The sequence below is a fragment of the Paraburkholderia sp. BL18I3N2 genome (assembly GCF_003001875.1).
Taxonomy (GTDB): Bacteria; Pseudomonadota; Gammaproteobacteria; order Burkholderiales; family Burkholderiaceae; genus Paraburkholderia; species Paraburkholderia phytofirmans.
The window spans coordinates 126,487-145,768 of sequence record NZ_PVNC01000012.1 but is presented as its reverse complement, the minus strand read 5'-3'; the positions used below and the strand labels follow the sequence as shown (position 1 = coordinate 145,768).

The following is a 19,282-nucleotide window of genomic DNA, read 5'->3' as shown; positions in this document are numbered from 1 at the left end:
ACGATGGACTCGAACCGTAAGGGCATTATTCTCGCCGGCGGGTCTGGAACGCGGCTGTACCCGATCACGCGCGTTATCTCCAAGCAGATGCTGCCAATCTACGACAAGCCGATGATCTACTATCCGCTGTCCACGCTGATGATGGCCGGCATCCGCGAGGTTCTGCTGATCTCGACGCCGGATGACACGCCGCGCTTCGCGGCGATGTTCGGCGACGGCAGCCAGTGGGGCATGCGGATCACCTACGCCGTGCAGCCGTCGCCGGATGGGCTCGCTCAAGCGTTCATACTCGGCCGCGAATTTATCGACGGGAAACCGTCCGCACTAATTCTGGGCGACAACATTTTCTATGGCGCGGACCTGGGTGCGCATCTAGGCAATGCGCATTCCAGAACCAAAGGCGCGACGGTCTTCGGCTATCACGTGCACGACCCGCAACGCTACGGCGTGGTGGAGATCGACGCTCGGAATAAGGTACTGTCGATCGAAGAGAAGCCGCTGAAGCCGCGTTCCAATTTTGCCGTTACGGGTCTTTATTTCTATGACGGCGACGTCTGCGATATTGCCGCGAATATCGAACCGTCCGCACGCGGTGAACTGGAAATCACGGATGTGAATCGGCACTACCTGGAGCGCGAAGCACTTCATCTGGAGACGCTGGGTAGAGGCTTTGCCTGGTTCGACACTGGCACGCACGAATCGCTGATCAATGCGGCGACGTTTATCGCGACGCTACAACAGAGGCAGGGCTTGCTGGTTGCGAGCCCGGAGGAAGTCGCATTCCGGCGTGGCTGGATCGATGCCGAGCAACTGGCCCGCCTCGCGGCGCCTTTGCAAAAGACCGACTACGGCCGATATCTGTCATCTCTCATTCCTGCCATCCACACATGACCATTCAAGTTCGACATACCGCGATTCCTGACGTGAAGGTCATCGAGCCGCAAGTGTTCGGGGATTCACGCGGTGCTTTCCTCGAGACGTTCAATCAGGTCGAGTTCGAAGAGAAAGTGGCGCGCGGCTATACGTTCGTGCAAGACAATCATTCCATTTCAGCGCAGGGCGTTCTGCGAGGCCTCCATTACCAGATCCAGCATCCACAAGGCAAGCTGGTTCGGGTTGTAGTGGGTGAGGTGTTCGACGTTGCGGTCGATCTGCGGCGCTGGTCGTCCACGTTCGGGCGATGGGTCGGCGTGCGGTTGTCCGCGTCGAACCGGCGGCAGCTATGGATTCCGCCGGGCTTTGCGCACGGCTTCGTCGTATTGTCGGATGTCGCTGAGTTCCTTTATAAAGCGACTGCATTCTGGCACCCGGAGCACGAACGTACGTTGCGCTGGGACGATCCGGACATCGCTGTCGAATGGGAACTGAATGGTGTTCCGTTCGTTTCGTCGAAAGACGCCGCTGGTAGCCGCTTCAACGAGGCTGAGGTTTACTGATGAGAATCGCGATCACAGGCGTACAGGGGCAACTCGGCTGGGAACTCGCACGCTCGCTTTCGCCGCTGGGTGACGTGGTCCGTTGGGATCGGGAACTTGCGGATCTCAGCAAGCCGGCGCTGCTCGATGGGTTGATGAGTTTTTACCGCCCGGACGTCGTTGTCAACGCCGCAGCCTATACGGCGGTTGATAAGGCGGAAGACGATTGCATAACGGCGCGGCTCGTCAATACCGAATCGGTCGACGTCATGGCCCGCGCGGCAAAACGCGCGGGCGCATTGTTCGTTCATTTCTCGACTGACTATGTGTTTGACGGAAAGTCGGCGGAGCCTTATTCGGAAGATTGCGCGACGGCGCCACTGAATGTGTACGGCGCGACCAAGCGCGACGGCGAACTCGCGATCATCGCGTCCGAATGCGATCATTTGATCTTCCGCACCTCCTGGGTATATGCGACGCGCGGGGCAAACTTCATGCTGACGATGCTTCGGCTCGCCAGCGAACGTGAAGCGCTTAAGATCGTCGATGATCAGGTTGGTGCGCCGACTCCGGCAAGGATGCTTGCCAACGTTACCGCCCACGCGATTTCGCAAGCGATGCGCGAGCGCCGGGAAGCACGCTTCCAGAGCGGACTCTTTCATTTGACATCACGAGGCGTGACCAGCTGGCATGGCTATGCTTCGGCGATCATCGACTATGCGCGCAATCTCGCGCCTTCAGGTCGGGTACGCGTCACACACATCGAAGCCGTACCGAGCGAGGCGTTCCCGACGCGTGCGGCGCGGCCGCGCAATTCGGCTCTTAACAACGACCGCTTCGATGAGCGCTTTGGACTTGTGCGGCCGCATTGGTGGGACGCGCTTGCTCAGACGCTGGATGAGCGATTCGAGCGTACCGCTTAAGCATTCCAGACTTGCCGAGACTCTCGAAAGAGACCGTGGATTTGCCTCCGGCCTGCGTTACGATGCTCTGCGCGAACCTTGTTTGCTGATTCGATACTCCGTCGGCGTGGTGAGCAGGTGCTTGCGAAACAGCTTCGCGAGCCTCCCCCCGCTGCCAATTCCGCAACGACGCGCGATCTTGTCGACGGGCAGGCTTGTTTTGGCGAGAAGGCGGCAACTCATGTCGAGTCGCACATAGAGCAGATATTCCGACGGGGTCACACCCATTTCGCTCTTGAAGCGCCGCAGGAAATTCCGTTCGCTCATCGCCGCGATCTGGGCGGCGTCGTCGATCGATATCGGGCGTGCGCCGTTGGCCTCGAGCCATTGCGCGGACGCCTGGATCTTATCGCTGATATGCGATGCCGTTTTGCTACGCAGGATTGTGCTGAATTGCGTTTCGCCTTGAGGCGCAACCCAATCTGCGACCTGCTGCGCGACTTCCGGTCCAAGATCGTCGCCAACGATGCGCAAGGCGGTTCGCAGCGGGCTGGGCGAGTCCACAAGAGGCCGGGATGGGAATGCGTGTGCGTGACGGTCGTTTTCGATGCGCGCACCGTAGGCGTTCGAGAAACCCGCCGCTTCGAGCATCAGGCGTCCCTCGGCGATCGCATGGACCATGCCGCTTTTCGGAAACGCCTGGCGAAGCCACACGATCAGACGATCGTCACGGAACGCGTTTGTTGCGCCGGTGCCGCCTGCAATGAAAAGCGCGCGGAAGTTGTCCTCGTGCCCGCGCGATTCGACACTGTCGGTCCACACGAACACCGAAGAAGAACTGGCAATACGCCCACCGGATGCCGACAACAGCGAGACCTCATAGCGCGTTCGACGGGGCTCGCCTGTGTCACTCAGAGCATTCGCCGACTGGAATATCTCGATGATGGAAGCCACATCGGGTAGAGCAAATCCATTGAACAATGCAATACCGATATGGTTTACGCTGGCGCTCTGTGGCAAAGCGGGTGCTTGAAGTGCATTCTTATGCTTCACGTTGCAAAGAAACTCCATCGTACTTTCCCGGAAATGAGTGACTTGCCGGCCGTCTCTAAGCCGCTTTAATTGTTTGATCGAATGCTACATAACGTTGTTGCACTGCATTAATGACTGGCCGAATTTGCCAAGGTGTTGGCCAGAATTGCCAAGTGGTGATGTCTTTCCAAGGCAAGTGAATTACCCGCTGGATAATTGATGGGTTTAATTTGAAAGCGCGGCGGGCTGGAGTGGCAATGAAATGCGGTTCTATTGAGCTGGCGGAGATGGGGTATCGCGCAAAGAACCGGGAGGCCTTAATTTTTATTGTGAATTTGGATATCTATTGTGGGCCTGATAAGGAACACGATTAACGAAGAAGAATATCGATCATCAATACATAGTGATCCTATGTGACGGTATGAGATAGCGTCAACGTAACAGTCAGGGAACCCGCCCTGTCGTATTCGAAGAGTCGAGACTTCACTTTAAATACATCATCGAATCCCAACTCCTCGACCTTCATGACTACATTGTCGCCAACAAGGGGGAGATGACATGCGAACCTTTTCCCAGTAGTACGGTACGTACCAAAACCACCCGTGTACTCGTACACGTAAGTCACTTTCTCATCCATGTGCGCTCCGTTCGGGAGTTTTCGTATGAATCAAGGACGTGGATGCATGCGCCTCGCGAGACGCCTGCGCGTAGTCGGACACGCGACTCGAACCTGATATGGCGGAAAAAAAGAACCTGCCGCCCGAAGGAGCGGCAGGCTGGAAAATCGAGGGGGTTGGGGTTGACTGAAAGATGCGCCCCTCGAAAGGCCGACGCCAAGTGTATTCGTTCGAAGCAGGCTCAAGACACGAGAGGCGGATTGCGTCACGTTGTTGACTGAACATGACATGAGAAGGGCTCAACGCGGCACGGTCGTTCAGGTATCCTGGGCCTGCATCGACTTGGGTGGCCGTGCTCGTCTTCCGGCGGTAGCGGTGTACCGCCGGGTTCTGACTTACGCTTCGACCTGACTTGCGTAGTCGGCCTCAATCAGAACACCTGGATCGAACGCGCGCCGTTGATCCGGTACCTGTGCTATGGGCTTCTGCTGTGCCACGTGGTTGCGCGTTCGATAGTCCGTCGGCGTCGTCTCCAGATATTTTCTGAACAGCTTCGACAATTGCCCGCCGCTGCCGATGCCGCAGCGGCGCGCGATCTTGTCGACGGGCAGACGCGATTCGACCAGCATCCGGCAACTCATATTCAGGCGCGCGCGAAGCAGATAGTCGGAGGGCGTCATGCCGATTTCGCTCTTGAAGCGGCGCAGGAAGTTGCGCTCGCTCATCGCTGCGACCTGGGCCGCGTCGTCGATCGAGATGGGCCGGTCGACGTTCGCTTCCAGCCAGCGTGCCGACGCGAGGATCTTCTCGCTGATCTGCGGCGCCACATCAGGTGTGATCGACGAGTTGAAAGGCGTCCTGGGTTGCGGCGCGATCGACTCGGCAACCCGCTGTGCAAGATCGGCGCCTAGATCCTCTTCGACGATACGCAGCGCGGTCGATACGGCGCCCGGCGCTTCTGTCAACCGCGCCGGATGCAGGCCGGGTGCTTCGTTGTCTCCATGGAGAAGCGGGCAGTAGCGGCTGGGCAGCCCGGCGGCCTGAAGCAGCAGTTGGCCTTCCGCGATCGGATGCACGATCTCGCTGAACGGATGCCTGCGGCGAAGCCACTCGCTCAATCGCTCGTCGCGGCATGCCTGCTGCACGCCGGCGCCGCCTGCAATGAACAACAGGTGCGGCTCGTTGGTGCCTCGATGCGACTGGACGTCGTCGGTCCAGACAAAGACCGATGACGAACTGGCGATGCGTCCGCCCGCGGCGGAAAGCAGCGAGACGTCGTAACGTGCGCGGCCCGAGCGCGGTGCGGCGACGAGCGAGTTAGCTCTCTGGAAAATCTCGATGAGTGCCGCGACCGTAGGCAAGGCGAATCCGTTGAACAGCGCAATGTCGATGCGAGTCAGAGCGTTCGTTTGCATCGGCACGGTACTGTCCCGCGAACTGCGCTGCAGAGTATGTCCCAAATCCATTTATTTTTCCCCGGAAATGTGTGGTCTACAGAGACTTCTCCCCAAGACTCCGTCTTTTTTTATTAGAGCATGCTATACGTGTGATTCTCTTGTCAGTATTTCATGGCTGAATTAACCAACACATTGGCTGTTGCGGACGTCGAGCGGCGAGATGGCGAGCAGCCTTGCTTAGCGCCTGATTCGATCTGTGATTGCGAAAGATTACGAAAGGATTATCGTATATCGCAACAGGCAAGGGCGGCATGCATAGTGCATCCTTTTATCGATTTATATCATTGTTGGGCTAATTGTGCTCAATAGCAGTGCATTACCCATTGGCGGTGAAATATTTTATGGTGAATGCTTGTCAGTCTGGTTGATCAAAAGTGGTGCATTTGCTGCACCGCATGGGGTGTTGCCGCTAAACGCCACAGCCGATGCTGAGAAAACACGTGCTCAGGGCGCTGTGAGTCGGCCCCATCAATGTGCTCCTTTCGGACTTAAGTTTTCCGATAAGCGCCGCAAAACGGTGCGGCGCAGCGGAAGAGGTAGAATTTCGCCCGACGTTCAGGATGCGCGAATTTCAAGTGCGTGCACACATGCATCGCTGTTCACTTGGACTGCGGGGCGGCCGCCTTGTCCCGTCTCGTCGGGCACGGCGAACGCTTGAACTCCGTGATGCGCCATGTTCGGTTGGATCACCGCGCTGGCATCGTCCAAAGCGGGGGCAGTAGTTAAAATTTTTCAGCAAACGATTGCGCATGAGGCTAAATAAGCTCGCTATGCGACCGTTAACGGGTTCATGCATAAACAAGACATTCAGACAATCGTATCCGCAGCTCGCGAGACGGCCGATTCCATCGTCGGCGCGCGCGAATGGAAGACGGCGGAAGATGCCAGCGCAATGCGCGACGTGATCTTCTGGGACATGGTTGCGAAACGATTGCCTGACACGAACCTCGCCGATCTGCTGTCAGTGTTGGATTAGACGGCTTAGTCGACACGGTTCATCTTGCCGCGCGGCATGCTGTTACGCGTACGGTGGCGAGCGCGTCCAACATCCGTCAATGGACGTCCAAGGCTTCAACACGGCTACTGATCCCCAAACCCGAGCAGGGAAAAGATCTTGACGACTGACCCTTGCTTCGGTTGGCGCCCGCCCTGTTGTTGTATAAAGACTTGCATCGCGCGTGTCATCTCTTGAGCTGACAGCTTGCGATAGGCGCAGATGTTGTAGGTGACGCCGTGTTGCGAGTCTTTGATGAAATTATCTACGTTCGGTAGCTGCATGCTTTCCTCGAGAGCGTCACGCGGTTATTCCGGTGGAACTGTTGTCGTCTTCGACCCACAGGTGAGGACAGCAATGGCAATCGTGGATGAACCTGGGGCGGCATGCATCGGCCTGATCCTCTTAGGTCACGAGCGACTATTGCCTGAAATTGAAGCGGTCCACAAAAAAAGAGCCTGCCGCCCGAGGGAGCGGCAGGCTGAAAGATCGAGGGGTGGGGTTCGCTTGAGAGAAGCGCCCCCTCGAAAGACCGAAGCCAAGTCTAGTCGCTCGAAGGAGGCCATGGGCGCATGCGGCGGATGAGGTCACGTTCTTGACGGAACAGGACACGAAAAAGGGCTGATCCCGGGCGGACGGACATGCCGCTGAACGTCACCGCCCAGATCCGCACCCGCGCCACCCCCGGCGCCCGGGCCCACCCCCCACCCCCCACCCGGCATTCCCATTGGCAACACGCCAGACGGGACTTTTTTCATGAATCGCGGTGGACGCGTTAATGTACCAGCGCCGCGAGGCCGCGTATCTGGCGTCCCAGATACTCTCGTGCCATGGCGCAAAACGTACTTCTACCCACCGCGTTAATTTATTCATGGATTCTTTATGCTTATTAAAGACGTAGCCGTCAGCTTGCCCTCCAGGATCGTTACGAACGAGGAAGTGATCGATATGATTCGATTCCATTCCAGGGATTACGAGGGCGACATCGACCGGGGGATGCGCACCATCAAGACCTTGCTCGACAGAAGCGGACTGGTCAACCGGCGCTGGTGTGAAAGCCACGAGTCGCCTATCGATCACGTCGCCATGGCGACGCGCAAGGCGCTATCGGAAACGTATCTGAAGCCGGAACATATCGAGCTGTTTATTTACGTAGGTATTGGAAGAGGGTTTCTCGAGCCCGGCAACAGCCACATGATGGCCAGCACGCTCGGCTTCGTGAACGCCGAGTGTTTCGACGTGGTCGACGCCTGCATGAGCTGGACCCGGGCCATGGCGATCATCGACAGCCTTTTCAAGTCGGGCCAGTACAGAAACGCTATGATTGTGAATGCCGAGTTCAATATGCTTGCGGGCGGTCCACTCTATCCGGGGAATTTCGCGTTGAAGAGCCAGGCTCAAATCGAATATACGTTGCCGTCGTTCACGATTGGCGAGGCGGCGACCGCTACCTTGCTCGTCGCCAAAGAGCCGGATAACTTCACCTTTGCGTTCCGCGCGAAGCCGGCAGTGTCGGACCTGTGCACCATTCCAATCCCCGGCTACGAAGGGTATTGCCACCCGACCGAACGGATCGGTAAGAACGGCGACATGCGTTTCACATCATTCGGCCATGAGCTTCACAAGAATTCGGATGAACTGTCCGCGGTATTGACTAAACTGCCAGTTCCCAAGAAAGACATCGACATCGTCTTCACCCACGCTTCCTCCAAGGCGGCGTGGCAGGGTTACGGCGCCAAGGTAGGGATCGACGACAAGATGTATCACATCTACCCGGAGACGGGAAACCTCGTTTCGGCTTCGATTCCGGCTGCCATTTCACTGGCAAAAGACGGCGGGCGGTTGAAGAGAGGCGACAGAGTGCTGTGCTGGGTCGGCAGCGCCGGCATGTCGTTCAACGTCAGCAGCTTCAGATTCTGAGGCTGGATAAGTCAAGATAAAGCGCGACATGAGAGCCATTTCAGGGAGCATCCGTTACCTCAACCGACTGGTTTATGAATCGGCCAAGGTGTCGGACTACAGCGTGCTGGCTGTTGGCGTAATCGGTACGATGGGACATCCGCTGTACTGGCTGTGGTGGACGTACATCGACCCTCAGCCCAACGAAAGCCTGCTGATGCGCGCTTTCGGTACAGCCGCCTGTGCGCTGCTGCTATTGCGCCGTTTCTGGCCCGCTTCGGTCGTGCGCTTCCTGCCGTGGTACTACTTCGTAACGGTAGCTTATACGCTACCGTTCTTTTTCACTTACTACCTGATCGCCGGTCACTATTCGATGCTCTGGTCGATGGCCGAGCTGGGCATGGTGTTTTTTCTGATCGCCATCTTTCCGTCAGTGGTTGCGTTGGCACTCAATCTGATTCTGGGTATGGGGCTTGCCGTTCTATGCGCCAGGCTCGTCATTCCGCAATCCCTCCACGTTGACGGGCAGTTATTTCTCTACACGTATCTGCCGGTTTTTACATTCGCTATTTTCGCCGGCCTTACGTTCAGTTACAGCAACCTCAAGGGCATCGTCGCGCAGGCAAAAAATGTGGCGTTTCGTGCGCTTGCCGGCTCGATCGCTCATGAAATGCGCAATCCTCTCAGCCAGCTGAGGCACGTGCTGGATCGCATGGAAGAGGCGCTGCCCGCGGTGACGGACGCCAACCCGTCGCCGGCCATGTCGCATGACAGGGCGGCGTTGCTTTACCGGCATCTCGCCCACGGCCAATTGTCGATTGATCGGGGCCTGCGCATCATTACCATGACGCTGGACGAGGTCAGTGCCAAACCCATCCGCGCGGATCATTTCACCTATCTGAGCGCGGCGGCCACCACGCGCAAAGCGCTGGACGAATACGGTTTCGGCGATCAGAAGGAGCGCGCCAAAGTCCGGCTCGTGGTGCTGGAAGACTTTATCTTCAAGGTCGACGAAACCGTCTATCTGTTCACGCTGTTCAATCTGATCAAGAACGCGCTGCATCACATTGCCGCGCATCCTTTGGCAACGCTGACGCTGACGATCGACCGCCAGACGGTGCTGGTTCATGATACCGGCCCCGGCATCGCGGCCGACCTCCTGCCGCATCTGTTCGAGCCTTTCCGTACCGCGGGCAATTCGGCGGGTACGGGGCTCGGCCTTGCCTATTGCCAGCGCGCAATGCGCGCGTTCGGCGGCACGATTGCCTGTCGCTCGGAAGTCGGAAAATATACGCAGTTCACGCTGCAATTCCCCGCCGTCTCCAGCCGCGAGGTGGCAGAGCATGAGCAGAGGGTTTTCGAGCACGCCACGCCATTTTTTGCCGGCAAACGCATTCTCGTCGTGGACGACGATGCCGCCCAGCGGGCGCGAAGCCGCCGCGCATTGTCGAAGGTCGGCGCGCAGGTGAGCGAGGCGGAAAACGGCGAGGCGGCATTGAGGGTGCTTCAACAGTCAACGCCGCACGACCTCGTGCTGATGGACATCAATATGCCGGTTATGGACGGCTACACCACCGCCGAGACGATCCGGGCCGACCATCAACACCCGAACCGGAACGTTCTGATCGCCGCTTTTACGACGGAGCCGGTCAATGTGACGCGGGTGCTCGCCAGGCGCGCCGGCATGGACGACATGATCAGCAAATCCGTTAGCCCGGTGGAATTGATCACCGCGCTCAAGACGCTCTTCGAAAGCGGCAATCGGCACGTTCACAGCCATCCATTCGACGGGTTCGCCGGCAAAACGATTCTGGTGGCGGACGACGACACCTACAGCAGGCGGATTGCCAAAGGTTATCTGGAACGGTGCGGCGCGCGCGTCGTCGAGGCCGAGCATGGGCCGGCCGTGCTGGCGAGGTTGGAGGAGGGCGACGCCGTCGATGCCATCGTGATGGACATGAACATGCCCGGAATGGGCGGCGTGGAAACCACCGCGTCGATCCGCGCGCGTGCCGACGCATATTCCCAGATCCCCGTCGTTGCATTGACCGGCCAATCCGACATGAAAGCCGTGCAGGCCTGTCTCGCCGCAGGCATGAACGAGGTCATGATCAAGCCTGTGCAGATCGGCGCCCTCTATGCGTCTCTTGCAAGGCAGTTTGCCCAGCAGCGTGCGTCGTATGCGCCGGTCAAAGCGGAACCGGCACAGCCACCCGCCGTGCAAGCCGGCAAGCCGGCGCCGATCAAGGAAGGCCCGCTGCTCGACGAGAAACACCTCGAGGAACTGGTGGCGCTCGATTTGCTGGATCAGACGTTCCTCAACGGCATCGAGCAGATTCGCTCGACTGTGGCGCAACTCGCCGCGAGCGTGGCGGCCCGCGACCTCGAATCGACGCATGGCGCCTTGCACGTCCTGCTTGGCATCAGCGGCAATATCGGCGCGAAGGCGCTGCATCAGTTCGTGCGGCAAATCTACCCGCGCGTGGTGGAAGGGGAATGGCCGGCGGAAGCCGACTGGCTGGCGCGAATCTGCTCGTTGAGCGACCATTCAGCCCCCGCGTTGCAAACGTTTTTCGCTTCAGCCAAAGCGCGTGGCGATCACGGGGACTCTGTGAGTGATTGAAGGGCGGTGGAGGGCCAGCGATCCGGTCTGGCTTCAGGCCCGCAAGATCCTGGCGACCCAAGCGCAAACACCGCGGAGAATCGCGCTTCATAAGCGTTTGCTATCGTGCAAGAACGAAGCCGTCTTGGCGTGATTCACGAGGGCGATATACCGTTATAGCCGTATATCAGCCACCCGGAAGCCAAGATCGATCATGTACAAAGCTATCAGGAAAAACCCTTCGGCGGCTCAAGCTGCCGATACGATTCTCACCGCGTTGCGTGGCATTCCTGTCTCCGCGCTCAGCGACAATATGCATCGCAATATCGGCTTCGACATCGCTCGACGAATCCGCCACCACGTGGCCCTGCGAAAGGCCGATCATGAGTTTCCCGCAACGCTCGTCGCGGGTCAGTTCGATACGCCGAGGCCGGTGTGCTGCATCTTTCCGCGTCGCGAGACAGCGCTTGCAACCTGAGAGAGGTCATGCAATGGTTAAGCAGGCCCGCCGAAGCGTCATGGGAATCGAAAAAATTAGAATCAAGGAGAGGTTGAGTTGAACAGCAATCTGAACATGTTCGATCTGTCGGGGCGCCGTGCGCTGGTCACGGGATCGAGTACCGGAATCGGTTACGCGCTCGCAAAAGGATTAGCCGGCGCGGGCGCCGAAATCATTCTGAACGGTCGCAGCGAGGCGCGCCTCGCCGAGGCGGTCAGCCGTTTGCGTGACGAGGGCGCCACTGTGCACGCCGCCAGTTTCGACGTGACATCGGCAGATGACGTGGAAAACGCGATCGTCAATATCGAGCGCGAAATCGGCGCAATCGACATTCTCGTCAACAACGCGGGCATGCAGCGTCGCGCGCCGCTCGAACAGTTTTCCCACGAGCAGTGGCAGGAACTGATGAAGACCAACGTCGACAGCGTGTTCCTGGTCGGGCAGGCGGTGGCGCGACATATGATCGAGCGGCAACGCGGCAAGATCATCAACATCTGTTCGGTGCAAAGCGAACTGGGCCGTCCTAACATTGCCGCCTACACCGCGAGCAAGGGCGCCGTGAAGATGCTGACGAAAGGCATGGCAATCGACTGGGGCCAGCACGGCATCCAGGTGAATGGTCTGGGGCCGGGCTACTTCAAGACCGAGTTGACCGAGGCGCTCGTCAACGACGAGACCTTCAGCAAGTGGCTGATTGGACGCACGCCGTCGCGGCGTTGGGGCGATGTGGAAGATCTCGTCGGCGCCGCGGTCTTCCTGGCGAGCAACGCTTCGAACTTCGTCAACGGCCACATTCTCTACGTGGACGGCGGCGTGACCGCCACACTGTAGTCCGGCGTTGAGGCATTGCGCCGCGAGACTATCTCGCGGCCGGTCCCGTCGATTGCCTGAGCTGAAACAACGCGTGCACCTCGTGCCCGTGCGGCGGACGCTTGCCGTCGAGCGTGTCGAGCAGATACCCCGCGGCTAGCCGTCCGATTTCGTAGGTGTCGACGCGCATCGTGGTCAGCGCGGGGCGGATTTCCTGCGCCATTTCCAGATCGTCGAATCCGGTGACGGACAGTTCGCCCGGAATCGCAATGCCCAGGTCCTCGGCCTCGCGCAACACGCCCAGCGCGATATGGTCGTTGCCGCAGATGATCGCGGTGGGGCGCTCGCCCGACGCTTCCCAGATCGTGCGCAGACTGCGCCGCCCGAATCCCATCGTCGATTCGCCTTCAAACATATGCTCGGGCCGCACCGCGAGGCCGTGACGTTCGAGTGTCGCGCGAATGCCCGCGACGCGTGCCTGCACGCGGTCGTTGTCGCGCGTCGGCTGGATGCAGACCGCGAACGCGCGGTGCCCGAGGCCGATCAGATGTTCGGTGATCTCCGCATAGGCCGCATGGTTGTCGAAGCCGATGCAGGTGTGCGGACTGTCCTTGCGATAGGCGTACGTCACCGCATACGGCACGCGGTAGAGCCGCAACGCATCGAATAGCTCGGCCGGATGAGCCTCGCCTACCACGGCCATTGCTTCCACGCCGCGCGCCAGCATTGCGCGCACCTGCGTGAGCGCCTGCGCGGGGTCGTAATTCGAGCAGCCGAGCACCAGCGTGATGCCGCGCGCCGCGAACGCCGCCTGCATGCCGCTTACCTGCGAAGCAAACACGCGATCATCCAGAGTCGGAATGATGATGCCGGCAATGTGGCTGCGCGTGGAGGCGAGGGCGCGCCCCGCCGCATTCGGAAACCAGTTGAGCGTGAGCGCGGCATGCTCGACGCGCTCACGCACGTTCGCGGAGACCTTGTCCGGCTCGTTGTAGACCCGCGAGACGGTCGCCGTGGAGACGCCCGCGAGCTTGGCGACATCGGAAAGCACGCTGCGGCCCGTGCTGCGGCGTGCGCGGTTCGTCTGAGTGCGGGCGGCGGCCGGCGGGTCGAGAGAGTCAGGCATCAGGTTGGAGAGCGCAGAGTGAATCGGGGAACGCCCGCCATCTTACCGCCGTGGACGCGCGCGAAGCGTGGGCGCGCGTGAAGGCTTCAGCGGATGTACCTGTGATCCGGAAACCCTCCCCCCGGTTCAACGGCTAGCGAACCGAGCGGTTCGCACCGAGTGCCGCGATACGGCCGCGAAAATGCTCGGTGCCGGCGACGATCTTATCGAGCACCGCGTCGAGGGCCCAGAAGCGTTCGCGCACGTCGTAGTCGATCACGCGGCAGCGAATGGAGTCGAACGTGCCGATGCGTTGATGATAGATCTTCGCGAACGCCGGGTAGCCGAGCGACTCGGAGACCGCGGCGAGCACGAGAAACGTAGCGAGTTCTTCTGCCAGAGCCGGGTCTTGCGCCGCATCGTTGCGCAGCCACTTGTAGAGATCCGGATGGAAGTTCGTGAACACGCCGTTGAAACCGGCCGAACCCGCCTTCATCGCGTCCCACGCGATGGCTGCGTTGGCGTTCAGGATTTTCAGCGGCGAACCTTCGGCGAGCGCGACGCGCCGTTTGACCGTAGCGAGATCGCAGCTCACGTCTTTGAGCATGATGAAGCGGCCGGTGTCGATGCACAGCTTCAATTCGTCGTCCGAGAGAAGGCGGCGGTAGGGCGCGGGGCATTCGTACAAACCGAGCGGAATGTCGGCCGGCAGGCGCGCGAGCAATTGCCGGAGATTCGCCGCGAACGTCTGCGTGCCTTGCTGCTTCGGGTCGAGCCGGTTCGTCACCAGCACGATGCCTTGTGCGCCGGTGGCGGCGGCGACGTTAAGCTCTTCGGCCTGTGCGTCGGGGTCGTCGCTGATATGGCCGGAGACGACGACCGGAATGCGGCCCGCCACCTTGTCGACGACGAAGCGTCCCAGCGCGCCACGCTCGGCGAGTGTCAGGAACTGCATTTCACTCGACTGCGCGACGGCGAAGAGCGCGTCCGCTCCATGCGCGATATACCACTCAATCAGGCGTTCGAGTCCGGCGTAATCGATGGCGCCGGCGTCGTCGAACGGCGTCAGCATCACGGGGACGATGCCTTCGATCGACGTGGCGAATTGCTTGGAGGTGGTCATGCTCGTGATCTCCCGGAAAGGGTCGGTGAGTCCAGGCGGCGCGCGCGTTTCACGCGGGCGCTCGCACGGGTTCGGTTGGGGTGGACTGGTCTTCGATCGGCTTGCGCACCAGCAGGAGGTAGCTCATCGCGCCGATGAACGCGATGCCCGCGGCCGTCAGCAGCGCGGGGACGAACGACCAGCTCTGCGCGATATAGCCCGTCAGGATCGGGGCGAGCGCGCCGCCCAGAAAACCGCCGAAGTTCTGAATCGCGCCGAGCGAGCCGACGCGGTTCGGCGGCGCGGCGGCAGTGGCAAGCGCCCATGAACTGGCGGATGCGGCATTCGCCAGAAAGATCACCACTGAGATGCACACGATCGCGATCGTGTTGCTCTCGACGAGCGCCGCCGGAATCGTGAACGCAACCATGCCGAGCATTGCGATCACCACCGCATTGCGACGGCTCGCGACCGGACTCGTGCTGCGGCTCGTGATGAGATCGGAGAACCAGCCGGCCGTCAGCGAACCCAGAAAACCGCAGAAGAACGGTATCGATGCCGCGACGCCCGTGTGCATCAGGCTCATGTGGCGTTCCATCGTCAGATAGCCGGGCAGCCACGTGAGGTACACCCAGTTCAGGTACACCGAGCCGAAGAAACCGATCAGCATGCCCCACGTGGTGCCGTGCGAAAACAGCGAGCGCCATTCAGCGAAGGTGACCGTGGGTGCCGGCTTGCGGTCCGCTTCGTCGCCTTCGAGATAGTGCCGTTCGGCTTCGGTCATGGTGGCCTTGACGGGGTCGCGGTACATCGCGAGCCACACGAGCGCCACGACGAGACCGACCACGCCGGTCACGATGAAGGCCCAGCGCCAGTGGAACTGCACCACGAGAACCGAAAGACACAGCGGTGCGAGTGCCGTGCCGAGCGGCGACGCCGAGTTGAAAATGCCGGTCGGCTTGCCGCGCGCGCGCAGCGGAAACCAGTTGCTAACCACCCGGGCCGCCGACGGAAACTGCGGCGCCTCGCCGATGCCCAGCACGATCCGCGCGAGGATGAACCAGCCGAAGGTCGAGACGAATCCGCCCGACGCCTGCGCGAGCGACCACACGATCAGGCCGATGCCGAGCAGCTTGCGCGGCCCGATGCGGTCGACGAGACCGCCCACCGGCAACTGGAAGAGCGCGTAGCTCCACGAGAACGCGGAGAGCAGCAGCCCCATTTGTCCGAGCGACAGCCCGAGGTCGTGACGGATCAGCGGATTGGCGACCGCGAGCGTGCCGCGGTCCAGATAGTTGACGATGCCGCTCACCATCAGCAGCGTGAGCGCCACGATCTGGGCGCGGCGGATTCTCGGTGGGGCCTGCTCGAGGCTCGGTGTTGCGCTCATGATCGTTGTCTCCGTTTCATGTCTTCGGTGGGTGTGAGCAAGCCGCGCTGATGCGATGTCAGGCGGCCGGAGTGTGCGCGTCTACGTCGGCGCGCGCTGGATCGAGGTCCGCGCGCTTTTGCGCATCGCGCTGAGCGTAGCGTCCACGTGGGTAAAGGCGAATGCTTCGTTCTGTCACCAATGTTAGCGCTTACATTAAATGGCGCTTTTGCGCGAATCACGGCGGTTCGCTAAACAATTTCGCTTCACGGATCCAAATGATAGCGCTTACATTTTGTGCCTTTCCTTGAAGAGATTGCAAGCGATAGCGATGCCTTGAAGGGTAAACCCCGGTGATTGGCGACGAATGCCGCTTTGTTGAAAGCGAAGAGGCGGCAGAGTGCTCCTTTTCCTGGCGCCAGACCGAATATTTAGCCGGCGCTTTCCGGGCTATGCTTATCGAATAAGTTGTCTGCCCTGCCCGCGATACAGGCGGGCGGGGCCGGTTATCGACGACGACACGCTTTTGACCCGACACGCGCGGAATTCAATGAAAGAGATCAGCGGTGACCCACGCAAGGCACCGGCAGCCGCAACCCGGCAGGATGATGGGCGCCTCGAGCTCCCCGCGGCCGAGCCAGATGCGCTCATGCACCTGAAGAGCTGCGCGCTCAACCTGGTCAGTGATGCTGCCTATCTGATCGACCAGAATGCATGCTTCGTCTACGTCAATGAGGAGGCCTGCCGCACGCTCGGATACAGTGAGGCGCAGTTGCTGCGGATGCGCGTGATGGATGTCGATCCCGAATGGAACTTTGAACGGTGGCGCGACGCCTGGAAAGAGCTGCGCGAGAACGGCTCGATGATGATCGAGTCGATGCAGCGCCGCCAGGACGGCACGACCTTGCCGGTGGAAATTAGCGCGAGCTATTTCGAGTACGAAGGCCAACCGTATAACCTCGCACTCGTGCGCGATATTACCGAGCGCAAGCGCACCGAGCAGCTCCTGATCGCGCAACTGGAACTCGAGGCGCAATTCCGCCGTCTCGCGGAAAGCACGCCCGATATCATTTGCCGGTATGACCTCGACTGTCGGCTGGTTTATGCCAACTCCGGACTTGCCGCGATACTGCGCCGTCCCTTGCACGAAATGCTCGGTGCGACGCCGACCGAACACACCGCCGATCCCCAGTTCGTGGCTTATCAGAATGCGCTGGCGGCCACGCTCGAAACGGGCGCGGAACGCACGCACGAACTCACGTTGCGCGACGGCGCGAATGACGTGAGCTATCACCACGTCCGCATTCTCGCGGAGCGCGGGCTGCACGACGAGATCACGAGCGTGCTGGCGCTGGGGCGCGACATCACTGAACGCAAGAAGGCGGAAGAGCGTTTGCATGCGAGCGGGCAGGCATTCCGGGCGCTGGTCGAGCATTCGCCGGACTACATCGCGCGCTTCGACCGCGACTGCCGGCGCATCTACGCCAATCCGGCGCTGCGCGCGATCCTGCCGCCGGTGGCTGACGAAGCCATGGGCTCGGAAAGCGTGGACGAGTCGCCAGTGGTCGATGTGCCACGGTATCGGGACCAGCTGCGGCGCGTCGTCGAGACCGGCACGGAGCGCATGGACGAAGTGCGGTTCCGTAACGCCAACGGCGAGGTGCGCTGGGGGCACATGCGGATGGTGCCGGAGTTTGCCGCCGACGGCCAGGTCGCCACCGTGCTTGCTATATGCCGAGACATCGACGAACTCAAGCGCAGTGAGCAACTGTTTCGGACGCTGACCGAAAACGCGCCGGAGATGATCGTTCGCTACGACCGCAACTGTCGCTATAGCTACGTCAATCCGAGGTTCGAACAGGTCAACGGGATGCGCGCAGCGGACGCCATCGATAAAGCGCCTGCCGAGCTATCGGACAGTGTCATGCCCGAGTTGCGGATGATCACCGCCACGCTGGAGCAGGTGATGGCAAGCGGCATCGGCGCGAAGGTGGATCTCACGTCGGAGAAGAACGGCAAGCCAGTGGGCTGGCACGTTAGCGCGGTGCCCGAGCACGGCGCTAACGGCGACATACGCGGTGCGCTGACGATCTGGACCGACATCACCGAGCGGATGGAGGCCGAACTCCGTTTGCGCGAATCGTATGCGCTGTTGCAGGAGTTGACGTCGTTGCGCGAAACCGCGCGCGAGGAAGAGCGCAAGCGCATTGCCCGCGAGATGCACGACGAACTGGGACAGCAACTGACGGCGCTGCGGCTTGGTGTATCGGCCATGCGAATCGAGTTCGCGCAAGACGATCCGGCGCTGGCCGGACGTTTCCGGGACCTGCTGGCGCTCGCCGACGACACCATGCAGGTGGTCCGCAATGTGGTTGCGTCGCTGCGTCCAGCCGCAATCGATGCCGGCATCGTTGCGGCGCTGGAGTGGCTGGCCGCCGAATTCTCGCGCGACGGCCGGGTGGCCTGCCATCTACGGATTCCTGACGATAGTCTGGTCCTCGACGAGGCGCGGGCAATCGCACTGTTTCGCATCGTGCAGGAGGCGCTAACGAATGTCGCGCGTCATGCCGCGGCGACCCAGGTCACGATTTCGCTCGAACAGACCGGACGCTGCTGGGTCCTCGAAATAAGCGACGACGGCTGCGGCTTCGATTCGATGGCGGCGCGGATGAAGTCGTTCGGGCTGGTGGGCATGAGAGAGCGCGTGCTGATGTTGGGCGGCGAGATTTCGGTGCGCAGCGCGCCGGGCAGCGGCACGTCGATCACCGTGCGCATACCCGTCGACGACGCTTCGTAGCAGTCGGGAACCTGATTGAACCTCTAAGACGACTTCCGCAAACGGGCGACAATCGCGTTGATCTGCATGTCGAAGCGTTCGAACCATGCGCGCGCCACTTCCAGTTGCGCGTCGACTTCCTGAAAGTGGGACTGATGCACTTCGGCGGCGCGCTCGGCTGCGGCGATTGCTTCAGGAGTCGTGTGCGACCGAAACGCAAGCGCGGCGAGCGACTCGATCTCGCCGCGCTTGCTTTGACTTTGATGCATGAGTTCCGTCAGCAGATCCTTCAACATCTGCAACTGATCGTGCCAGTCGCTTTCCGCGCGATACAGCGCCGCGATGAGCGGACCCGCATCGTCCGCGAGTGAGATGTTGGCCGCGGTGGACGTGCCCTGCCGCACGTGATCCAGCACCGCGAGGCAGCCCTCGGCGCGCTCGACTAGTTGCTTCGCTTTGTCATGCGCTTGGGCCATGCGCGTCTTGAGCGCCGTGGCGCGATCGCAAAGCCGCGCCTGTAGGACGAACGTCTGCGGCTTCACCTGTCGATGTCCATGTGTGGGGTTCGTGAGGGGCGATGAATGATCCCGCTTGCATTTGAAGCGACGTCGCATCGAGGGGATTCGCGCCGCCTTTCCATGTATACGGCGGCGCCCGAAGCAGCTTGATGTCAGGATTTCCTGATTTTGGCCTGGGCATCGCC

Annotated in this window: 16 protein-coding genes; 9 read left to right on the top strand and 7 right to left on the bottom strand. The window is 60.6% G+C overall.

From position 1 onward, the window contains the following. The first annotated feature begins 3 nt into the window (after positions 1–3). From rfbA to rfbD, 3 genes are read left to right on the top strand one after another with little or no spacing between them, the layout of a single operon-like run. On the top strand, positions 4–891 hold the full coding sequence (gene rfbA, locus B0G75_RS26885) for a glucose-1-phosphate thymidylyltransferase RfbA (RefSeq protein WP_106312806.1): 888 nt from the start codon (positions 4–6) through the stop codon (positions 889–891). Continuing rightward, positions 888–1,436, top strand: coding sequence for a dTDP-4-dehydrorhamnose 3,5-epimerase (gene rfbC, locus B0G75_RS26880; RefSeq protein ID WP_012428088.1), 549 nt, complete (start codon positions 888–890; stop codon positions 1,434–1,436). Before rfbA ends, rfbC begins: the two co-directional genes overlap by 4 nt. Beyond that, the gene (gene rfbD / locus B0G75_RS26875) at positions 1,436–2,338 is read left to right on the top strand and encodes a dTDP-4-dehydrorhamnose reductase (protein ID WP_106312803.1); all 903 of its coding nucleotides are present in this window, start codon (positions 1,436–1,438) and stop codon (positions 2,336–2,338) included. Before rfbC ends, rfbD begins: the two co-directional genes overlap by 1 nt. Before the next feature lie 57 nt (positions 2,339–2,395). On the opposite strand, the gene B0G75_RS26870 is transcribed toward rfbD, so the two are convergent. Both B0G75_RS26870 and B0G75_RS26860 read right to left on the bottom strand, forming a co-directional pair. Continuing rightward, positions 2,396–3,388: a GlxA family transcriptional regulator gene (locus B0G75_RS26870; protein WP_106312801.1), complete on the bottom strand. Its 993-nt coding sequence runs from the start codon at positions 3,386–3,388 to the stop codon at positions 2,396–2,398. A 973-nt stretch (positions 3,389–4,361) separates the two neighbouring features. Beyond that, complete coding sequence (locus B0G75_RS26860) at positions 4,362–5,432, bottom strand: GlxA family transcriptional regulator (RefSeq protein ID WP_106312795.1); 1,071 nt, start codon at positions 5,430–5,432, stop codon at positions 4,362–4,364. 781 nt (positions 5,433–6,213) lie between these two features. Here B0G75_RS26860 and B0G75_RS26855 point away from each other — a divergent pair. Next, positions 6,214–6,399, top strand: a complete 186-nt coding sequence (locus B0G75_RS26855) for a hypothetical protein (RefSeq protein WP_012428083.1) — start codon at positions 6,214–6,216, stop codon at positions 6,397–6,399. Positions 6,400–6,503: 104 nt separating this feature from the next. Here B0G75_RS26855 and B0G75_RS26850 read toward each other — a convergent pair whose 3' ends face one another. After that, positions 6,504–6,701 (bottom strand): hypothetical protein, encoded by a 198-nt coding sequence (locus B0G75_RS26850; RefSeq protein ID WP_106312792.1) that lies wholly within the window; start codon positions 6,699–6,701, stop codon positions 6,504–6,506. Positions 6,702–7,299: 598 nt separating this feature from the next. Between B0G75_RS26850 and B0G75_RS26845 the strand changes: the two genes are divergently transcribed. From B0G75_RS26845 to B0G75_RS26830, 4 genes are all read left to right on the top strand, one after another. Further along, a complete protein-coding gene (locus B0G75_RS26845) occupies positions 7,300–8,337 on the top strand; it encodes a 3-oxoacyl-[acyl-carrier-protein] synthase III C-terminal domain-containing protein (protein ID WP_106312789.1) in 1,038 nt (345 codons plus the stop codon). 28 nt (positions 8,338–8,365) lie between these two features. Beyond that, positions 8,366–10,939: a hybrid sensor histidine kinase/response regulator gene (locus B0G75_RS26840; protein ID WP_106312786.1), complete on the top strand. Its 2,574-nt coding sequence runs from the start codon at positions 8,366–8,368 to the stop codon at positions 10,937–10,939. A 193-nt stretch (positions 10,940–11,132) separates the two neighbouring features. After that, the gene (locus B0G75_RS41465; RefSeq protein ID WP_258194707.1) at positions 11,133–11,396 is read left to right on the top strand and encodes a hypothetical protein; all 264 of its coding nucleotides are present in this window, start codon (positions 11,133–11,135) and stop codon (positions 11,394–11,396) included. Between the two features lie 96 nt (positions 11,397–11,492). Next, entirely contained in the window at positions 11,493–12,248 is a 756-nt protein-coding gene (locus B0G75_RS26830; RefSeq protein WP_106313060.1) for a glucose 1-dehydrogenase, read from the top strand. Between the two features lie 28 nt (positions 12,249–12,276). Here the strand turns inward: B0G75_RS26830 and B0G75_RS26825 are convergent, their stop codons facing one another. From B0G75_RS26825 to B0G75_RS26815, 3 genes are all read right to left on the bottom strand, one after another. Then, positions 12,277–13,353: a LacI family DNA-binding transcriptional regulator gene (locus B0G75_RS26825; RefSeq protein ID WP_181309352.1), complete on the bottom strand. Its 1,077-nt coding sequence runs from the start codon at positions 13,351–13,353 to the stop codon at positions 12,277–12,279. 133 nt (positions 13,354–13,486) lie between these two features. Then, positions 13,487–14,455 carry a dihydrodipicolinate synthase family protein gene (locus B0G75_RS26820; RefSeq protein WP_106312783.1) on the bottom strand — a complete coding sequence of 323 codons (969 nt, stop codon included), beginning with the start codon at positions 14,453–14,455 and terminating at the stop codon, positions 13,487–13,489. A gap of 49 nt (positions 14,456–14,504) precedes the next feature. Beyond that, on the bottom strand, positions 14,505–15,824 hold the full coding sequence (locus B0G75_RS26815) for an MFS transporter (RefSeq protein WP_106312780.1): 1,320 nt from the start codon (positions 15,822–15,824) through the stop codon (positions 14,505–14,507). Positions 15,825–16,452: 628 nt separating this feature from the next. Between B0G75_RS26815 and B0G75_RS26810 the strand changes: the two genes are divergently transcribed. Further along, positions 16,453–18,600 (top strand): PAS domain S-box protein, encoded by a 2,148-nt coding sequence (locus B0G75_RS26810; protein WP_106312777.1) that lies wholly within the window; start codon positions 16,453–16,455, stop codon positions 18,598–18,600. A gap of 23 nt (positions 18,601–18,623) precedes the next feature. On the opposite strand, the gene B0G75_RS26805 is transcribed toward B0G75_RS26810, so the two are convergent. Next, a complete protein-coding gene (locus B0G75_RS26805) occupies positions 18,624–19,121 on the bottom strand; it encodes a hypothetical protein (protein WP_106312773.1) in 498 nt (165 codons plus the stop codon). Between the last annotated feature and the right edge of the window lie 161 nt (positions 19,122–19,282).

Coding starts and splice junctions, on each gene's coding strand:
- rfbA (WP_106312806.1), top strand. CDS start 4: ATGGACTCGAACCGTAAGGGCATTATTCTCGCCGGCGGGTCTGGAACG.
- B0G75_RS26830 (WP_106313060.1), top strand. CDS start 11,493: ATGTTCGATCTGTCGGGGCGCCGTGCGCTGGTCACGGGATCGAGTACC.
- B0G75_RS26840 (WP_106312786.1), top strand. CDS start 8,366: ATGAGAGCCATTTCAGGGAGCATCCGTTACCTCAACCGACTGGTTTAT.
- B0G75_RS26870 (WP_106312801.1), bottom strand. CDS start 3,388: ATGGAGTTTCTTTGCAACGTGAAGCATAAGAATGCACTTCAAGCACCC.
- B0G75_RS26860 (WP_106312795.1), bottom strand. CDS start 5,432: ATGGATTTGGGACATACTCTGCAGCGCAGTTCGCGGGACAGTACCGTG.
- B0G75_RS26820 (WP_106312783.1), bottom strand. CDS start 14,455: ATGACCACCTCCAAGCAATTCGCCACGTCGATCGAAGGCATCGTCCCC.
- rfbC (WP_012428088.1), top strand. CDS start 888: ATGACCATTCAAGTTCGACATACCGCGATTCCTGACGTGAAGGTCATC.
- B0G75_RS26845 (WP_106312789.1), top strand. CDS start 7,300: ATGCTTATTAAAGACGTAGCCGTCAGCTTGCCCTCCAGGATCGTTACG.
- B0G75_RS41465 (WP_258194707.1), top strand. CDS start 11,133: ATGTACAAAGCTATCAGGAAAAACCCTTCGGCGGCTCAAGCTGCCGAT.
- B0G75_RS26850 (WP_106312792.1), bottom strand. CDS start 6,701: ATGCAGCTACCGAACGTAGATAATTTCATCAAAGACTCGCAACACGGC.
- rfbD (WP_106312803.1), top strand. CDS start 1,436: ATGAGAATCGCGATCACAGGCGTACAGGGGCAACTCGGCTGGGAACTC.
- B0G75_RS26810 (WP_106312777.1), top strand. CDS start 16,453: ATGCACCTGAAGAGCTGCGCGCTCAACCTGGTCAGTGATGCTGCCTAT.
- B0G75_RS26825 (WP_181309352.1), bottom strand. CDS start 13,353: ATGCCTGACTCTCTCGACCCGCCGGCCGCCGCCCGCACTCAGACGAAC.
- B0G75_RS26855 (WP_012428083.1), top strand. CDS start 6,214: ATGCATAAACAAGACATTCAGACAATCGTATCCGCAGCTCGCGAGACG.
- B0G75_RS26815 (WP_106312780.1), bottom strand. CDS start 15,824: ATGAGCGCAACACCGAGCCTCGAGCAGGCCCCACCGAGAATCCGCCGC.